The 16152-nt window shown below is 73.7% G+C and carries 15 protein-coding genes; 13 read left to right on the plus strand and 2 right to left on the minus strand.

The genetic code is table 11. The features are described from left to right. The first annotated feature begins 46 nt into the window (after nucleotides 1–46). From bioB to ACZ60X_RS30330, 4 genes are all read left to right on the plus strand, one after another. Complete coding sequence (gene bioB / locus ACZ60X_RS30315) at nucleotides 47–1255, plus strand: biotin synthase BioB (RefSeq protein ID WP_469605121.1); 1209 nt, start codon at nucleotides 47–49, stop codon at nucleotides 1253–1255. After that, nucleotides 1248–2537 carry an adenosylmethionine--8-amino-7-oxononanoate transaminase gene (locus ACZ60X_RS30320; protein ID WP_469605124.1) on the plus strand — a complete coding sequence of 430 codons (1290 nt, stop codon included), beginning with the start codon at nucleotides 1248–1250 and terminating at the stop codon, nucleotides 2535–2537. The genes bioB and ACZ60X_RS30320 overlap by 8 nt, the downstream gene beginning before the upstream one ends. A gap of 1 nt (nucleotide 2538) precedes the next feature. After that, nucleotides 2539–3255: a dethiobiotin synthase gene (gene bioD, locus ACZ60X_RS30325; RefSeq protein ID WP_469605127.1), complete on the plus strand. Its 717-nt coding sequence runs from the start codon at nucleotides 2539–2541 to the stop codon at nucleotides 3253–3255. Nucleotides 3256–3879: 624 nt separating this feature from the next. Next, the gene (locus ACZ60X_RS30330; protein ID WP_469605130.1) at nucleotides 3880–4572 is read left to right on the plus strand and encodes a class I SAM-dependent methyltransferase; all 693 of its coding nucleotides are present in this window, start codon (nucleotides 3880–3882) and stop codon (nucleotides 4570–4572) included. Between the two features lie 59 nt (nucleotides 4573–4631). Here ACZ60X_RS30330 and ACZ60X_RS30335 read toward each other — a convergent pair whose 3' ends face one another. Beyond that, on the minus strand, nucleotides 4632–5006 hold the full coding sequence (locus ACZ60X_RS30335) for a fic family toxin-antitoxin system, toxin component (RefSeq protein ID WP_469605132.1): 375 nt from the start codon (nucleotides 5004–5006) through the stop codon (nucleotides 4632–4634). Nucleotides 5007–5010: 4 nt separating this feature from the next. After that, the gene (locus tag ACZ60X_RS30340) at nucleotides 5011–5256 is read right to left on the minus strand and encodes a toxin-antitoxin system HicB family antitoxin (RefSeq protein ID WP_469605135.1); all 246 of its coding nucleotides are present in this window, start codon (nucleotides 5254–5256) and stop codon (nucleotides 5011–5013) included. Nucleotides 5257–5420: 164 nt separating this feature from the next. On the opposite strand from ACZ60X_RS30340, the gene ACZ60X_RS30345 reads away from it, so the two are divergent. From ACZ60X_RS30345 to mug, 9 genes are all read left to right on the plus strand, one after another. Continuing rightward, on the plus strand, nucleotides 5421–6233 hold the full coding sequence (locus ACZ60X_RS30345; RefSeq protein WP_469605137.1) for an ABC transporter ATP-binding protein: 813 nt from the start codon (nucleotides 5421–5423) through the stop codon (nucleotides 6231–6233). 4 nt (nucleotides 6234–6237) lie between these two features. Continuing rightward, a complete protein-coding gene (locus ACZ60X_RS30350; protein WP_469605139.1) occupies nucleotides 6238–8805 on the plus strand; it encodes an ABC transporter permease in 2568 nt (855 codons plus the stop codon). 79 nt (nucleotides 8806–8884) lie between these two features. Next, nucleotides 8885–9772 (plus strand): TIGR03621 family F420-dependent LLM class oxidoreductase, encoded by an 888-nt coding sequence (locus ACZ60X_RS30355; RefSeq protein WP_469605443.1) that lies wholly within the window; start codon nucleotides 8885–8887, stop codon nucleotides 9770–9772. 59 nt (nucleotides 9773–9831) lie between these two features. Beyond that, a complete protein-coding gene (locus tag ACZ60X_RS30360) occupies nucleotides 9832–10257 on the plus strand; it encodes a GNAT family N-acetyltransferase (protein ID WP_469605142.1) in 426 nt (141 codons plus the stop codon). A 165-nt stretch (nucleotides 10258–10422) separates the two neighbouring features. Beyond that, nucleotides 10423–11766: a hemolysin family protein gene (locus ACZ60X_RS30365; protein ID WP_469605145.1), complete on the plus strand. Its 1344-nt coding sequence runs from the start codon at nucleotides 10423–10425 to the stop codon at nucleotides 11764–11766. Next, nucleotides 11763–12776, plus strand: a complete 1014-nt coding sequence (locus ACZ60X_RS30370; RefSeq protein ID WP_469605149.1) for a hemolysin family protein — start codon at nucleotides 11763–11765, stop codon at nucleotides 12774–12776. Before ACZ60X_RS30365 ends, ACZ60X_RS30370 begins: the two co-directional genes overlap by 4 nt. A 304-nt stretch (nucleotides 12777–13080) precedes the next feature. After that, a complete protein-coding gene (locus ACZ60X_RS30375) occupies nucleotides 13081–13869 on the plus strand; it encodes an SGNH/GDSL hydrolase family protein (protein WP_469605150.1) in 789 nt (262 codons plus the stop codon). Between the two features lie 123 nt (nucleotides 13870–13992). Beyond that, entirely contained in the window at nucleotides 13993–15435 is a 1443-nt protein-coding gene (purB, locus tag ACZ60X_RS30380; RefSeq protein ID WP_469605153.1) for an adenylosuccinate lyase, read from the plus strand. Continuing rightward, entirely contained in the window at nucleotides 15432–16013 is a 582-nt protein-coding gene (mug, locus tag ACZ60X_RS30385; protein ID WP_469605446.1) for a G/U mismatch-specific DNA glycosylase, read from the plus strand. The genes purB and mug overlap by 4 nt, the downstream gene beginning before the upstream one ends. Nucleotides 16014–16152: the final 139 nt, after the last annotated feature.

Below are 16152 nucleotides of genomic sequence, written 5' to 3' on the forward strand. Positions count from 1 at the left end.
AACTCTCCTTGGCCCGGGGCGGTCCCGTAGGACAGGATCGGACCTCATGGACCTGCTGAACACGCTGGTGGACAAGGGGCTTCGGCGCGAGCTGCCGACCCGCGAGGAAGCGCTCGCCGTGCTGGCCACCTCCGACGACGACCTGCTCGATGTGGTGGCCGCGGCCGGGAAGGTGCGCCGGCACTGGTTCGGGCGACGGGTGAAACTCAACTATCTGGTGAACCTCAAGTCGGGTCTGTGCCCAGAGGACTGCTCCTACTGCTCGCAGCGGCTCGGCTCCGAGACCGGCATCCTGAAGTACACCTGGCTGAAGCCCGACGAGGCCTCCCGGGCGGCGGCGGCCGGACTGGCCGGCGGCGCCAAGCGGGTCTGCCTCGTGGCGTCCGGCCGCGGTCCCACCGACCGTGACGTGGAGCGGGTCGCCGGCACGATCAAGGCGATCAAGGAGCAGAACGAGGGCGTCGAGGTGTGCGCCTGTCTGGGTCTGCTCTCCGACGGCCAGGCCGAGCGGCTGCGCGAGGCCGGCGCCGACGCCTACAACCACAACCTCAACACGTCCGAGGCGACGTACGCGGACATCACCACCACCCACACGTACGCCGACCGGGTGGACACGGTGAACAAGGCGCACGCGGCCGGTCTTTCCGCGTGCTCCGGGCTGATCGCGGGCATGGGCGAGAGCGACGAGGACCTGGTCGACGTGGTCTTCTCGCTGCGCGGGCTGGACCCGGACTCGGTGCCGGTCAACTTCCTGATCCCGGTCGAGGGCACCCCGCTGGCCAAGGAGTGGAACCTGTCCCCGCAGCGCTGCCTGCGGATCCTCGCGATGGTGCGCTTCGTGTGCCCGGACGTCGAGGTGCGCATCGCGGGCGGCCGCGAGGTCCACCTGCGCACGATGCAGCCCCTCGCCCTGCACCTGGCCAACTCCATCTTCCTCGGGGACTACCTGACCACCGAGGGCCAGGCGGGCAGGGCCGACCTGGAGATGATCGCGGACGCCGGGTTCGAGGTGGAGGGCGCTGACCAGGTGACCCTCCCGGAGCACCGGGCGACGGCGGACACCGGCGGCTGCGGATCGCACGCGAGCGCCGGCTGCGGGTCGCACGAGGACGCCGGGTGCGGGTCGGTCTGCGGGGCGCACGAGGGCGCGGACCTCTGCGGTACGGCCGCCGCGCCGGCCGCGAACGAGCCGCGCACCGACCTGGTCGCCGTCCGCCGGCGGGGCGCCGGAACGGACCTCGCGCCCAATGCCTGAGGGGACCGGCCCGAGCGTGCCCGAGCTGCTGGCCCTGGACCGGCAGCACGTCTGGCACCCGTACGGCCCCATGCCCGGCCGTCAGGAACCGCTCGTCGTGGAGTCGGCGAGCGGGGTCCGGCTGCGGCTCGCGGACGGCTCCGGCGAGTTGGTCGACGGCATGTCGTCGTGGTGGTCGGCGATCCACGGCTACCGCCACCCCGTGCTCGACGAGGCCGCGCACCGGCAGCTGGGGCGGATGAGCCATGTGATGTTCGGCGGGCTCACGCACGAGCCCGCGGTACGGCTTGCGAAGCTCCTTGTCGACATGTCGCCGGACGGTCTGGAGCACGTCTTCCTGGCCGACTCCGGCTCGGTGTCGGTCGAGGTCGCCGTGAAGATGTGCCTGCAGTACTGGCGTTCGCTCGGCCGCGCGCGCAAGCAGCGCCTGCTGACCTGGCGGGGCGGCTACCACGGCGACACCTGGAACCCGATGTCGGTGTGCGACCCCGACGGCGGGTTGCACCACCTGTGGTCCGGCGTGCTGCCGCGCCAGGTCTTCGCCGACGCGCCGCCCGCGCGGTACGAGGAGGGGTACGCGGACCATCTGCGTGAGCTGATCGCCCGGCACGCGGACGAGCTGGCCGCGGTGATCGTGGAGCCGGTGGTGCAGGGAGCGGGCGGGATGCGCTTCCACTCCCCCGCGTATCTGCGGGTGTTGCGCGAGGCGTGCGACGCGCACGACGTGCTGCTGGTGTTCGACGAGATCGCCACCGGCTTCGGCCGCACCGGCGCGCTGTTCGCGGCGGACCACGCGGCCGTCGCCCCGGATGTGATGTGCGTGGGCAAGGCGCTGACCGGCGGCTATCTGACGCTGGCGGCGACGCTGTGCACCGCGCGGGTCGCCGACGGCATCTCGCGCGGCGAGCTGCCGGTGTTCGCGCACGGCCCGACGTTCATGGGCAACCCGCTCGCGGCGGCCGTGGCCTGCGCCTCCCTCGAACTGTTGCTGGGACAGGACTGGCTGTCCGAGGTCAAGCGGATCGAGACGGGCCTGCGCGAGGGGCTGGCGCCGGCGCTCACGACCGCCGGGGTGAAGGACGTCCGGGTCCTGGGCGCCATCGGGGTCGTCCAGCTCGACCACGAGGTGGACGTGAAGGCCGCCACGGACGCCGCCGTGCGCGAGGGCGTGTGGCTGCGGCCGTTCCGCGACCTGGTCTACACGATGCCGCCGTACGTCACCCCGGACGAGGACGTGGCACGGATCGCGCGCGCGGTGTGCGCCGCGGCACGGGAGGGATGACATGACGGTACTGGTCATCACAGGGACGGGCACGGAGGTCGGCAAGACCGTCACCACCGCCGCGGTCGCCGCCGCCGCGCTCGCGGCCGGGCGTACGGTGGCCGTGCTGAAGGCCGCGCAGACGGGCGTGGGCCCGGACGAACGCGGGGACGCCGACGAGGTCGCGCGGCTCGCGGGACCCGTCACGGCGATGGAGACGGCCCGGTTCCCCGAGCCGTTGGCGCCGGGTACGGCGGCCCGGCGGGCCGGGCTGGCGCCGGTGCGGCCGCGGGAGGTGGTCGACCGTGCGGCCAAGCTCGCCACCGAGCACGACCTGGTGCTGGTCGAGGGGGCGGGCGGCCTGCTCGTCCGGTTCGACGCGGTCGGCGGCACGCTGGCGGACGTGGCGGAGCTGCTGGGCGCACCGGTACTGCTCGTGGCCTCTGCCGGGCTCGGCACGCTGAACACCACCGAGCTGACGGCCCGGGAACTGCGGCGCCGCGACGTGGAGTTGGCCGGTGTGGTGATCGGCAGCTGGCCGGACTCCCCCGACCTCGCCTCCCGCTGCAACGTGACCGACCTGCCGGACGTGGCGGGGGCACCCCTGCTCGGCGCGGTCCCCTGCGGGGCCGGCGCGTTGGCTCCGGGCGCCTTCCGTACGGCGGCACCGGACTGGCTCGCGCCACGGCTGGACGGCGTGTGGGACGCGGAGGCGTTCCGGGCCCGGGTGACGCGGTAGCGACCGCTGCCTCGGCCGGCCGGCAGGGTCGGTGGCGAGCCGGGTCGGTAACAAGCCGGGTCGGAGGCGAGGCGGAGGGACGGGCGAGGCGGAGGGAAGGGCGAGGCGGAGGGAAGGATGGACGAGTCGGGGCCCGCGGGCACGGGCCCTGGCGGGCTCCTTGGGCGGGTCAGGGGCACAGGCGGGTCAGGGACACAGGCTCCGGCCGGCTCCGTGGGCGGGCATGGGCACAGGCCTCGGCCGGTCCTGTGGGCGGGGCATGGGCACAGGCCTCGGCCGGTCCTGTGGGCGGGGCATGGACACAGGCCTCGGCCGGTCCTGTGGGCGGGGCATGGGCACAGGCCTCGGCCGGTCCTGTGGGCGGGGCATGGGCACAGGCCTCGGCCGGTCCTGTGGGCGGGGCATGGGCAGTCTCCAGGCGGCTCCCTGCGCGGAGCCAGGGGCACGAGCGGGCATGGGCGCAGGCCCTGGCGGGGTGCACACGCGGAGCCCCGGGCGACGTCCGGGACGCAGTCCGCAGGCGGAAACCCCGGTGGGGTCGGCGGGTGGAGCTTCGCGGCGGGGGTGCGGGCGCAGCGGAGGGGGGACACTCTTCCCAGGCCCGTTCTGCTCCGGGAGGTTGTCATGCGGTTGCTGTCCTCCGCCTCCGGCAAGGTCGCGCCGAGCCCCGTCCACCATCCGGTGTTCGCCCGCTTCTACGCCCGGTGCAGCGTGGACGCGGAGACCCGGCTCGGTCTGGCCGGGGTGCGGGAGCGGCTGCTCGCCGGGCTGTCCGGCCGGGTGATCGAGGTGGGCGCGGGCAACGGGCTGAACTTCGCCCGCTATCCGGCCGCCGTCGCCGAGGTCGTCGCGATCGAACCGGAGCCGCTGCTGCGCAAGCTGGCGCTGGATGCGGCGCTGCGCGCCCAGGTACCGGTCGACGTCGTGCCGGGGACGGCTGAGGCGCTGCCCGTCAAGAGCGAGGCCTACGACGCGGCGGTGCTGTCGCTGGTGCTGTGCAGCGTGCGGGACGTGGCGCGGGCGCTCGCCGAGGTGCGGCGGGTGCTGCGGCCCGGCGGCGAGGTGCGCTTCTTCGAACACGGGCGCGGCGGCGGCCGGATGATGACGCTGACCCAGCGGGCCCTTGACCGCACCGTGTGGCCCGCCCTGTTCGGCGGCTGTCACGTGGCGCGCGAACCGGTGGCCGCCCTGCGCGGGTCGGGCTTCGAACTCGGGCCCTACCAGCGGCTGTTGCTGCCGGAGAAGGGCCCGAAGCTGCCGACCTCGTACGGCGTGCTCGGCGTCGCCTGGCGCCCGCGGGAGCCGGAGGCCCGCTGACCGCCCCCGCCTCCCCCTCCGCCGCTGCCCCTCCCCCTCACGCCGTCCGACGACACACGTCAGATGCTCCACCTGCGCAGCTCCCGCGCGATGGCCTCCACGTCGGCCGAGCCGTCCTTCACCAGACGGGCCAGGTCGCGCACCTGCTCGGCCGTGGTGACGACCTTGACGCCGCTCGCGACCAGATAGGCGTAGGCGACCGCCGAGGCGAAGAGGGCGTTGGAGCGCTCCAGGGCCGGTACGTGGATCAGCAGCTGGAGCAGGGACGCCGCGCGGGTGTGCGGGTCGTCGTAGACGGGCACGCCGAATATCTCGGCACGGTGCCGGGCGACGGCGGCGATCAGCGCACCCCAGTCGGTGACCTGCGGGTCCCCGGGAGTGCGCTGTTCGGCGAGCATGAGCAGCCAGGCGAGATCGATGCTGAGCTCGTCCAAGGGATCAGCGGCCGTCCCCGGTGGCGGTACCGGGGCCCCGGGTTTCGGTGAACTCCTCGGCGAACACGGTCTCGTAACTCTTCATGAAGTCGGCGGCGGCCTCCACGAACGTGCGGCCCGCCTCCCCGGTGTCCTGTCTGACCAGCTCTTCGATGTAGCGGTTGACACTGATGCCGCGTGCCAGGGCGCGTTCCCGGGCCGCGCGGGCGGTGCCCTCGTCCACGCGCACGTTCAGCTGTGTCTTGGCCATACTTCGACGCTAGCGCCACAACGCTAGCAACGGCAAGGGAGCACGGAGGCGCCGGGCCGGCCTTCCTGTCCCGCACGCACGCCGTCCCTTACGCTCCCGGGACGGGCGGTACCGGTGACGACTACGCTCGCCGGGACGGGCGGTACAGCGACCGGGAGGCGGTCATGTCCACACCTGCTGCGGGGCACGTGCCGGGCCGCGCGCCGGACGGCGGGCTCGCGGCCCGCGCCCGGGGGCTCACCAAGGCCTACGGCGCCGGCGAGGCGGCCGTCGTCGCCCTGGACGCGGTGGACGTGGACATCACGCGCGGCCGGTTCACCGCCGTGATGGGCCCCTCGGGCTCCGGCAAGTCCACGCTCATGCACTGTCTGGCGGGGCTCGACACCGTGACGTCCGGCCGGGTGTGGCTCGGCGACACCGAGGTCACCGGGCTGCGGGAGCGGGAGCTGACCCGGCTGCGGCGGGACCGGATCGGCTTCATGTTCCAGTCGTTCAACCTCGTACCGACGCTCACGGCCGTCGAGAACATCACGCTGCCGATGGCCATCGCCGGCCGCGCGCCCGACGAGCGGTGGCTGGAGCAGGTGATCGACCGGCTCGGCCTGCGGGACCGGCTGGCGCACCGGCCCGCCCAGCTCTCCGGTGGTCAGCAGCAGCGGGTCGCCTGCGCGCGGGCGCTGGTCTCCCGGCCGGAGCTGATCTTCGCCGACGAGCCGACCGGCAACCTGGACTCGCGGGCCGGTCTGGAGGTGCTGGGCTTCCTGCGCGGCGCGGTGGACGATCTCGGGCAGACGGTCGTCATGGTGACCCACGACCCCGGCGCCGCCGCCCATGCAGACCTGGTGCTCTTCCTCGCCGACGGACGGATCGTGGACGAGATGGCACGGCCGACGGCAAACGCCGTGCTCGACCGGATGAAACAGTTCGACGTGGTGCGCGAACGGATCGGCGACGAGCGCGCCGCCCAGGAGGAGTGAGCCGGTGCTCAAGGCGACCCTGCGGAGCTTTCTCGCACACAAGGGGCGGCTCGCCCTCTCCGCGCTGGCCGTGATCCTGTCCGTGGCGTTCGTCGCGGGCAGTCTGATCTTCTCCGACACCGTCACCCGTACCTTCGACCGGCTCTTCGCCTCGACGGCCGCCGATGTGACCGTCCAGCCGAAGCAGGACCTCACGTCCCCGGTCCCGGGCGGCCCGGTGCAGACCCTGCCCGCCGCGCTGCGGGACAAGGTGGCGCGGGTGCCGGGCGTCGCGGCGGCCCGCGCGGACGTCAAGGTGCGCAACGTCGTGGTGGTCAACCGGGCGAACAGGTCCGTCGGGCCGACCACCGGCGCCCCCACCGTCGCCACCGCCTGGTACGCCGGCCGGCGCAGCCCCGTGGAGCTGACCTCCGGCCGCGCGCCGCGCGGTGCGGGCGAGGCGCTGCTGGACGCGGACACCGCCGCCAGGAAGCACGTGCGGATCGGCGACCCGCTGACGGTGCAGGCGCAACCGGGCACGTTCCGGGTCCGGGTGGTCGGGATCGCCACGTTCACCACGACCAACCCGGGCGCGGCCCTGGTCTTCCTGGACCCGGCGGTGGCGGGACGGGAACTGCTCGGGTCGCAGGCGCTGGCGACCAGCGTCTCGGCGGACGCGGCGCAGGGCGTGACCGACGCGCGGCTCAAGGCGCGGGTGGGCCGGGCGATCGGCACCGGCCCCTACGACGTGCGGACGGCCCGCGAGCAGGCGAAGTCGGCGGCGGCCGCCCTCGGACCCTTCCTGGACGTCATCAAGTACGTGATGCTGGGATTCGCGGGCGTCGCCCTCCTCGTGGGCGTGTTCCTGATCGTCAACACCTTCTCCATGCTGATCGCCCAACGCACCCGTGAACTGGGCCTGTTGCGGGCGCTCGGCGCGGACCGGCGGCAGGTGCGCCGCTCAGTGCTCACCGAGGCGCTGCTCCTCGGGCTGGCCGGCTCGACGCTCGGCCTCGGGGCCGGGGTCGGGCTGGCGCTGGGGCTGATCCGGCTGATGAGCCTGCTCGGGATGAACCTGAGGGCCACGGAGATGGTCATCGGCTGGGGGACGCCCGTCGCGGCGTACGCCGTCGGACTCGGCGTCACCTTCGTGGCCGCCTATCTTCCCGCCCGGCGGGCCGCGGCGGTGTCACCGATGGCCGCGCTGGTGGACGCCGAGGTCGCCGGGGCGGGAAAGCCGCTGCGGGCGCGGGCGGTCGCCGGGGCAGTGCTCGGGGCGGCCGGGGCGGCGGCGCTGGCCGGGTGCGCGGCGGCCACGAGGACCGCGCAGGCGGCCGTGCTGCTCGGCATCGGGGTCGTGCTGACCCTGATCGCGACGGTGGTCGCCGGACCGCTGCTGGTACGGCCGGTGATCCGGGTGCTGGGCGCGGCCTTCCCGGCGCTGTTCGGCCCGGTCGGCCGGATGAGCCAGCGCAACGCCCTGCGCAACCCGCGCCGTACCGGCGCCACCGCCGCCGCGCTCATGGTGGGACTGGCCCTGGTCGCCGGGATGTCGGTGGCGAGCGACTCGATGTCGGCGTCGTTCGACCGGCGGATCGACACGACGCTCGGCGCCGATTTCATCGTGCAGAACGCCAACTTCACCCCGTTCACCGGCCAGGTGCGCGCCGCCGTGGCCGGCACGCGCGGCGTCGGGCTCGTCGTGCCGCAGCGGCTCACCCAGCTCGCCGTGCGACTGCCGGACGGGCGCCGGGTCCGGACGGCCGCCGCCGGATACGGCCGAGGGCTCGACGACGTCGTCCACCTCACCTACGCGCAGGGCACCACGGCGGACGCGCTGGCGGCCGGGCACCTGGCGATGGACGCCGGTTTCGCCAGGGACCACGGGGTGCGGACCGGCAGCGTGCTTCCGGTCGAGTTCCCGGGCGGCCGGCACACCGAACTGACCGTCGGCGCGCTCACCGACCAGGACACGACGGAGGGGTTCGGCGCGCAGGGCGGCCTGTACACCGGCCTCGCCACCATCGAGAAATACGTGCCGAACAGCCAGGACTCCGCGCTCTACGTCAATGCCGCGGCCGGCACGCGACCGCAGGACCTGCGCCCCCGGCTGGAGCGGGCGCTGCGGCCGTTCCCGCAGGTCCAGGTGCGCAACCAGAGCGACTACAAGCAACTGGTGCACGATCAGATCGCCGTCCTGCTCTACCTCGTGTACGCGCTGCTGGCGCTGGCGATCGTCATCGCCGTGCTCGGGGTGGTCAACACCCTCGCCCTGTCGGTGGTGGAGCGGACCAGGGAGATCGGGCTGCTGCGGGCGATCGGGCTCGGGCGGCGGCAGTTGCGCCGGATGATCCGGCTGGAGTCGGTGGTGATCGCGGTGTTCGGCGCGGTCCTCGGGCTCGGGCTGGGACTGGTGTGGGGCGTGTCCATGCAGCGGGTGCTGGCGCTGCGCGGCCTGAAGGAGCTGGCCGTCCCCTGGCCCACCATCGTCGCGGTCGTGGTCGGCGCGGCGGCGGTGGGCGTGGTGGCGGCCCTGCTGCCGGCGCTGCGGGCGTCGCGCATGAACGTGCTGGCGGCGATCGCCCACGAGTGAGGGCCTGCCCGCGCCGACGGGCGGGTGACGTGGTGGAATCACGGATCAAGATCAAGTGGCCCAGCACCGAGGCGAGTTCATGCCGCATCCGTTCCGTTTCGGGGTCAACCTGCTCGCGCCCGCGGCCGAGTGGCGCGCCAAGTGCCGGCGTCCCGAGGAGCTGGGGTACGACGTGATCCTCGTCCCGGATCACCTCGGCATGGTCGCGCCGTTCCCGCCCCTGGTCGCGGCGGCCCAGGCGACCGAGCGGACCCGGCTCGGCACGCTCGTGCTCAACGCCGCTCTCTGGAACCCGGCGCTGCCGGCCCGCGAGGTGACGACCACGGACGCGCTGACCGGCGGCCGACTCGAACTCGGCCTCGGCACCGGCTGTGTCCGGGCTGAGCACGAGGCGGCCGGGCTGCCGTTCGGCTCCCCGGGCGAGCGGGTGGAGCATCTGTCGCGCACGGTCGAGGAGGTGAACCGTCTGCTGTCCTCCGCCGAGTTCCAGCCCCGGCCGGTCCAGTCCCGGGTGCCGCTGCTGATCGGCGCCAACGGCGACCGGATGCTGCGGCTGACCGCCCAGCACGCCGACATCGCGGCCTTCACCGGGGCGCGGCCGGGCGCGGAGCCGGGACAGTTGCTCCCGCTCACCGCGGACGAGCTGGACGAGCGCGTGGCCCGCTACCGCGCGTTCGCGGCGGAGCACCGGGCGCAGGGCGCCGAGCTCAACCTGCTGATCCAGCTCGTCGCCGTCACCGACGACCCCGGGGCCCTGCTGAAGCCGCTGCTGGACGACCGGCGCTCGCGGCTGACCCCGGACGACGCGCTGGCGCTGCCCACCGTGCTGGCCGGCCCGATCGATGACCTCGTCGCGCGGGTGCGGGCGCAGCGCGAACGGTTCGGGTTCTCGTACCTGACCGTCCTGGAGGAGCACATGGAGGCGTTCGCGCCGGTGATGGAGCGGCTGCGCGAGGAGAGCGTGTAGCGGGGTCCGCATCGTGGAATTCGGCGAGGCGGCCCCGGCGGCGGTGATCGGATGGCCTCATGACCGATCTGCGGATACGCCCCGCCCTCGCCGACGACCTCGACGCCGTGCTGGACTTCTGGCGGACGGCCGCCGAGGGGACCAGCATCAGCGACGACCGCGCCGGGGTGGAGCGCCTGCTCGCCCGTGACCCCGGGGCCCTGCTGCTGGCCGAGCGCGACGGCGGGCTCGTGGGCACGGTGATAGCCGGCTTCGACGGCTGGCGCTGCCACCTGTACCGGCTCGCGGTCCGTCCGGAGCGGCGTCGGCAGGGCATCGCCTCGGCGCTGCTGGCCGCCGCCGAGGAGCGCTTCGTACGGCTCGGCGGGCGGCGCGCGGACGCGATGGTGCTGGTCCGCAACGAGACGGCGCACCACGCGTGGAGCGCGGCCGGGTACGGCCCCGAGGAGCACTGGCGGCGCTGGGTCAAGCCACTCGTCGGCTGAGCCGCGAAGGAGACCCCGGAAGGTTGTTTTGCTCATCCTTTACCATTGAGTGAGCACTCGTTCCTCGATGAAAGGTTGTGAGCGTCCGCCCATGGGCGAGCCTCCCAGTCCCCGACACCGCGCGTTCCGTCCTGCCCTGTCCGATCATGGGACGGGGGTGACCCGATGACCGAAGTGCTGCTCCTTGTGGTGGCGATCCTGCTGTCGCTCACCTGTGGCGCCTTCGTGGCGGCGGAATTCTCGCTGACCACGGTGGAACGCGGCGAGCTGGAGCGCGCCGCCGAGCGCGGCGAGCGCGGCGCCCCGGGCGCCCTGAAGGCCGTACGGAACCTGACCTTCCAGCTCTCCGGCGCCCAGCTCGGCATCACCGTGACCAACCTGGTGGTCGGCATGCTCGCCGAGCCGTCGATCGCCAAGCTGCTCGCCGGCCCGTTCCGGTCGATGGGCCTGTCGGCCGGTGCGGCAGCTTCGGCCGCACTCGTGCTCGGTACGGCGCTGTCGACGGTGTTCCTGATGGTCGTCGGCGAGCTGGTGCCGAAGAACTGGGCGATCTCCGCGCCGCTGGCCATGGCCAAGCGGGTGGGCAATGCGCAGCGCTTCTTCAGCGCGGCCTTCCGGCCCTTCATCACGCATCTGAACAACACGGCGAACCATTTCGTGCGCCGGCTCGGCATCGAGCCGGCGGAGGAGCTGGCCTCCGCGCGCGGCCCGCAGGAGCTGGCGGCGCTCGCCCGGCACTCCGCGAAGGAGGGCGCGCTGGAGCCGGACACCGCCGAGCTGTTCGTGCGCACCCTGAACCTGGCCGATCTCACGGCGGAGAACGTGATGACCCCGCGCGTGCAGGTCATCGCCCTGGACGCCCAGGCGACCTGCGAGGACGTGGCGAACGCGACGCGGGCCACCGGTCTGTCCCGGTTCCCGGTGTACCGGGGCGGCCTGGACGCCGTCGTCGGCATCGCCCACGTCAAGGACGTGCTGGCCGTGCCGGCCGAGGAGCGGTCGCGCCGCCCGGTCTACCAGGTGATGCGCGAGCCGCTGCTCGTGCCCGAGACGCTGACCGTCGACCGGCTGCTGGACCGCCTCGGCGGCCGGCGCACGATGGCCGTCGTCATCGACGAGTACGGCGGCACGGCGGGCGTGGCGACGCTGGAGGACATCGTGGAGGAGGTCGTCGGCGAGGTGCGCGACGAGCACGACCCGCACGAGACGCCCGACCTCGCCCCGGCCGGCGCGGACGAGCACGGCCGGGCCTTGTACTCCGCCGACGGCGCGGCCCGCACCGACCAGCTCGCGCGCGTGGGACTGCGGGTGCCCGAGGGGCCGTACGAGACGCTGGCCGGTCTGGTCGCCGCCCGGCTGGGCCGGATACCGCGCACCGGTGACGCGGTCGAGGTCGTCGGCTGGCGGCTGGACGTGGTGGACGCCTCCGGCCGCCGGGCGGCCCGCGTGCTGCTGCACGCGCCGCTGGACGACGAACGGCAGCACGAGAGCCCGGAGGGGACGCGATGACCGCCGTACAACTGCTGATCGGGCTGGCGACGCTCGTCGTCAACGCCTTCTTCGTGGCGGGCGAGTTCGCGCTGATCTCCGTGCGCCGCTCGCAGATCGAGCCGCTGGCCCAGGAGGGCGACCGGCGCGCGAAGAGCGTGCTGTGGGGTCTGGAGCACGTCTCCGCGCTGCTGGCCGCCGCCCAGCTCGGCATCACGCTGTGCACGCTGGTCCTCGGTGTGGTCGCGGAGCCGGCGATCGCCCATCTGCTGGAGCCGGTGTTCCACGCGGTCGGTGTCCCGGTGAGCGCGGGCCACGCCGTGTCGTTCGTGATCGCTCTGGCCCTGGCCACGTATCTGCACATGCTGCTCGGCGAGATGGTCCCGAAGAACATCTCCCTCGCGGAACCGGTGCGCAGCGCGCTGCTGCTCGGCCCGCCCCTGGTCGCGCTGTCCCGCGCGCTGCGCCCGGTGATCTTCTCGGTCAACGCCTTCGCCAACGGGCTGCTGAAGCTGCTGCGGGTGGACGCCAAGGACGAGGTCGCGGCGACCTTCACGGACGCCGAGCTGGCCGAGATCGTCAAGGACGCCGGTGAGGCCGGGCTGATCGACGACCGGGCCCAGGAGCGGCTGCACGACGCCCTGGAGCTGGGCAGCCGGCCGGTGCGGGACGTCGTGGTGCCGCTGGAGAAGGTCGTCTACGCGCGCGTGGGCGTCACGCCGGAGGAGCTGGAGCGGCTGACGGCCGAATCGGGCTTCTCCCGGTTCCCGGTGGTCGACGTGGGCCGGCGCATCGTGGGCTATCTGCACGTCAAGGACGCGCTGGACGCCTCGCCCCGGGACGTGCCCTTCCGGCTGCGGGACATGCGCCCCATCGCGCGCGTCCGCGAGAGCACCCCGCTGGACGACGTCCTCACCGCGATGCGCGCCGGCCGTACGCATCTGGCGGCCGTCCTCGGCGACGACGGCCGGCTGTCCGGCCTGGTGACCATGGAGGACGTCCTGCGAGAACTGTTCGGCCAACCGGCGTGACCCGCCATCCGGCCCGGCCGGGCTCGGGCGGGATGGCGGGCATCACCGGACGGCCGGGCGTAGCCGGACGTCCCCGGGTGTCCGGGTATCACCGGGGCGAGCCGGAGCGGGCAGGCAGAGGCAGGCCGCAGCGAGCCGCAGGCGAGCCAGGCCGGGCAGGCGGGAGCCGACGGCCGGCGCAAGGCCGCAGACCGGACGAGCGGGAGCGGGCGGCCGGGGCAAGGCCGCAGGCCGGGCGGGTGTGAGCGGGTGGGCCGGGGTGACCGACCGGCAGGTATGGAGCCGGGATACCATCGCTGACGCCATGCAGACGAATCCCGCATCTCCCCCCTACAGCAGCCTGGTCGCGGTCGGGGACTCCTTCACCGAGGGCATGTCGGACCTGCTGCCCGACGGTTCCTACCGGGGCTGGGCCGACGTTCTCGCCGCGCGGATGGCCGCCCGCACTCCGGGTTTCCGGTACGCCAACCTCGCCGTGCGGGGCAAGCTGATCCGGCAGATCGTGGACGAGCAGGTGGACGTGGCGGCGGCGATGAACGCCGACGTCATCACGCTGGTGGGCGGCCTCAACGACACCCTGCGGCCCAAGTGCGACATGGACCGGGTCAGGGACCTGCTGACCGAGGCCGTGGAGCGGCTCGCGCCGGCCTGCAGGCAGCTGGTGCTGATGCGCAGCCCCGGCCGCCAGGGCCCGGTGCTGGAGCGGTTCCGGCCGCGCATGGAGGAGCTGTTCTCCTGCGTCGACGAACTGGCCGCCCGGCACGGCGCGGTCGTCGTCGACCTGTACGGCGCGCCCGCCCTGGGCGATCCCCGGCTGTGGGACGTGGACCGGCTGCACCTGACGGCGGAGGGACACCGCCGGGTCGCCGAGGCGGTGTGGCAGGCGCTCGGCTACGAGGCGGAGGACCCACAGTGGCGGGTTCCGATGCCGGCCACGCCGCCGCCGGACTGGCTGACGCGCCGGGTCGCGGACGCGCGCTTCGCCCGGGAGCACCTGCTGCCCTGGATAGGCCGTCGCCTGACCGGCCGTTCCTCGGGCGACGGCCGCCCGCCCAAGCGTCCGGATCTGCTGCCGTACGAGGGGCAGGCGTAGCCGCGCGCCGGCCGACACCCGGCCACGCCCCTGCCGGCCCCCGGACGTGACCCGCGTCTCGTAGCTTCCGCCGACCGGGGCCCTGGCGCTGGCCTGCACGAATCGCCAGTAAACTCTGGACACGTGACTTCTGCGCCCGCCAAGCCCCGCATCCCGAACGTCCTCGCCGGACGCTACGCCTCCGCCCAGCTCGCCACGCTCTGGTCGCCCGAGCAGAAAGTGCGGCTGGAGCGGCAGCTCTGGCTCGCCGTGCTGCGCGCCCAGAAGGACCTCGGCATCGAGGTGCCCGACGAGGCGATCGCCGACTACGAGCGCGTCCTCGACACCGTCGACCTGGCCTCCATCGCCGAGCGCGAGAAGGTCACCCGGCACGACGTGAAGGCGCGGATCGAGGAGTTCAACGACCTCGCCGGGCACGAGCACGTGCACAAGGGCATGACCTCCCGCGACCTCACCGAGAACGTGGAGCAGCTCCAGATCCGGCTCTCGCTGGAGCTGATGCGCGACCGCACGGTGGCCGTTCTCGCGCGCCTCGGCAAGCTGGCGGGCGAGTACGGCGAGCTGGTCATGGCCGGCCGCTCGCACAACGTGGCCGCGCAGGCCACCACCCTCGGCAAGCGGTTCGCGACCGCCGCCGACGAGCTGCTCGTCGCCTACGGCCGCGTCGAGGAACTGCTGGGCCGCTACCCGCTGCGCGGCATCAAGGGCCCGGTCGGCACGGCGCAGGACATGCTGGACCTGCTCGGCGGCGACGCGGCCAAGCTCGCCCAGCTGGAGAACCGCATCGCGCGGCACCTGGGCTTCTCGCAGGCGTTCACCTCGGTCGGCCAGGTCTACCCCCGTTCGCTGGACTACGAGGTCGTCACCGCGCTGGTGCAGCTGGCGGCGGCGCCGTCGTCGCTGGCCAGGACGATCCGGCTGATGGCCGGGCACGAGCTGGTCACCGAGGGCTTCAAGCCCGGCCAGGTCGGTTCCTCGGCGATGCCCCACAAAATGAACACCCGCTCCTGCGAGCGCGTCAACGGCCTCATGGTCATCCTGCGCGGCTACGCCTCGATGACGGGCGAGCTGGCGGGCGACCAGTGGAACGAGGGCGACGTGTCCTGCTCGGTGGTGCGCCGGGTCGCGCTGCCGGACGCGTTCTTCGCGCTCGACGGCCTGCTGGAGACCTTCCTCACGGTCCTGGACGAGTTCGGTGCCTTTCCGGCCGTCATCGCCCGTGAGCTGGACCGCTACCTGCCGTTCCTCGCCACCACCAAGGTGCTCATGGGCGCCGTGCGCGCCGGGGTCGGCCGCGAGGTCGCGCACGAGGCGATCAAGGAGAACGCCGTGGCCACCGCGCTCGCGATGCGTGAGCAGGGTGCCGAGCGCAACGACCTGCTCGACAAGCTCGCCGCCGACGAGCGCCTCCCGCTCGACCGCGAGCAGCTGGCTGCCCTGATGGCCGACAAGCTGTCCTTCACCGGCGCCGCTGCCGATCAGGTAAGCACCGTCGTCGGCCGGATCGAGGAGATCGTCAAGCAGCGTCCGGAGGCGGCTGGTTACACCCCTGGGGCGATCCTCTGACCACCCGCGCTCCCCGCGTCACCAAGGCGGAACTGGAGGCCGCCCGCGACCGTCTCGTACCGGACGTCGTCGCGGACGGCCTCCGCGTGCTCTTCTGCGGCATCAACCCGGGGCTGATGACGGCGGCGACCGGTCACCACTTCGCCCGCCCCGGCAACCGCTTCTGGCCGGTGCTGCACCTGTCCGGCTTCACCCCGAGGTTGCTGCGGCCGGCGGAGCAGCGGGAGCTGCTGACGTACGGGCTGGGCATCACGAACGTCGTGGCGCGCGCCACTGCGCGGGCGGACGAGCTGACCGCCGAGGAGTACGTCGCGGGCGGGCGGCTGCTCACCGAGAAGGTGCAGCGCCTGGCGCCGAGGTGGCTGGCCGTGGTCGGGGTGACCGCGTACCGTGCGGCCTTCGGTGACCGCACGGCTCAGGTGGGGCCGCAGGAGCGGGCGTTCGGGTCGACCCGGGTGTGGGTGCTGCCCAATCCGAGCGGGCTGAACGCGCACTGGACGGCACAGACGATGGCCGAGGAGTTCGCCCGGCTCCGGGCCGCCGCACAAGCCGACGGTCCCGACCGGGACCCCGCGTGACGGCGGCCCGGTGAGCTGCCCCAGCGGCGGATCGCCGCACAGCCCGGCGGCCCGGCCTGGGGTCCGCGTGACGCCGGCCGGGTGACTTCCCCCGGCTCCAGACCACCACATGGACCGGCAGCCCAGGCCCAAGAGCCCC

This window comes from Streptomyces sp. NPDC104106 (assembly GCF_055584345.1).

Bases quoted from the DNA above. Each gene is read 5' to 3' on its own strand.
- bioB (WP_469605121.1), top strand. From the start codon at position 47: ATGGACCTGCTGAACACGCTGGTGGACAAGGGGCTTCGGCGCGAGCTG.
- ACZ60X_RS30320 (WP_469605124.1), top strand. From the start codon at position 1,248: ATGCCTGAGGGGACCGGCCCGAGCGTGCCCGAGCTGCTGGCCCTGGAC.
- bioD (WP_469605127.1), top strand. From the start codon at position 2,539: ATGACGGTACTGGTCATCACAGGGACGGGCACGGAGGTCGGCAAGACC.
- ACZ60X_RS30330 (WP_469605130.1), top strand. From the start codon at position 3,880: ATGCGGTTGCTGTCCTCCGCCTCCGGCAAGGTCGCGCCGAGCCCCGTC.
- ACZ60X_RS30340 (WP_469605135.1), bottom strand. From the start codon at position 5,256: ATGGCCAAGACACAGCTGAACGTGCGCGTGGACGAGGGCACCGCCCGC.
- ACZ60X_RS30345 (WP_469605137.1), top strand. From the start codon at position 5,421: ATGTCCACACCTGCTGCGGGGCACGTGCCGGGCCGCGCGCCGGACGGC.
- ACZ60X_RS30355 (WP_469605443.1), top strand. From the start codon at position 8,885: ATGCCGCATCCGTTCCGTTTCGGGGTCAACCTGCTCGCGCCCGCGGCC.
- ACZ60X_RS30360 (WP_469605142.1), top strand. From the start codon at position 9,832: ATGACCGATCTGCGGATACGCCCCGCCCTCGCCGACGACCTCGACGCC.
- ACZ60X_RS30365 (WP_469605145.1), top strand. From the start codon at position 10,423: ATGACCGAAGTGCTGCTCCTTGTGGTGGCGATCCTGCTGTCGCTCACC.
- ACZ60X_RS30370 (WP_469605149.1), top strand. From the start codon at position 11,763: ATGACCGCCGTACAACTGCTGATCGGGCTGGCGACGCTCGTCGTCAAC.
- ACZ60X_RS30375 (WP_469605150.1), top strand. From the start codon at position 13,081: ATGCAGACGAATCCCGCATCTCCCCCCTACAGCAGCCTGGTCGCGGTC.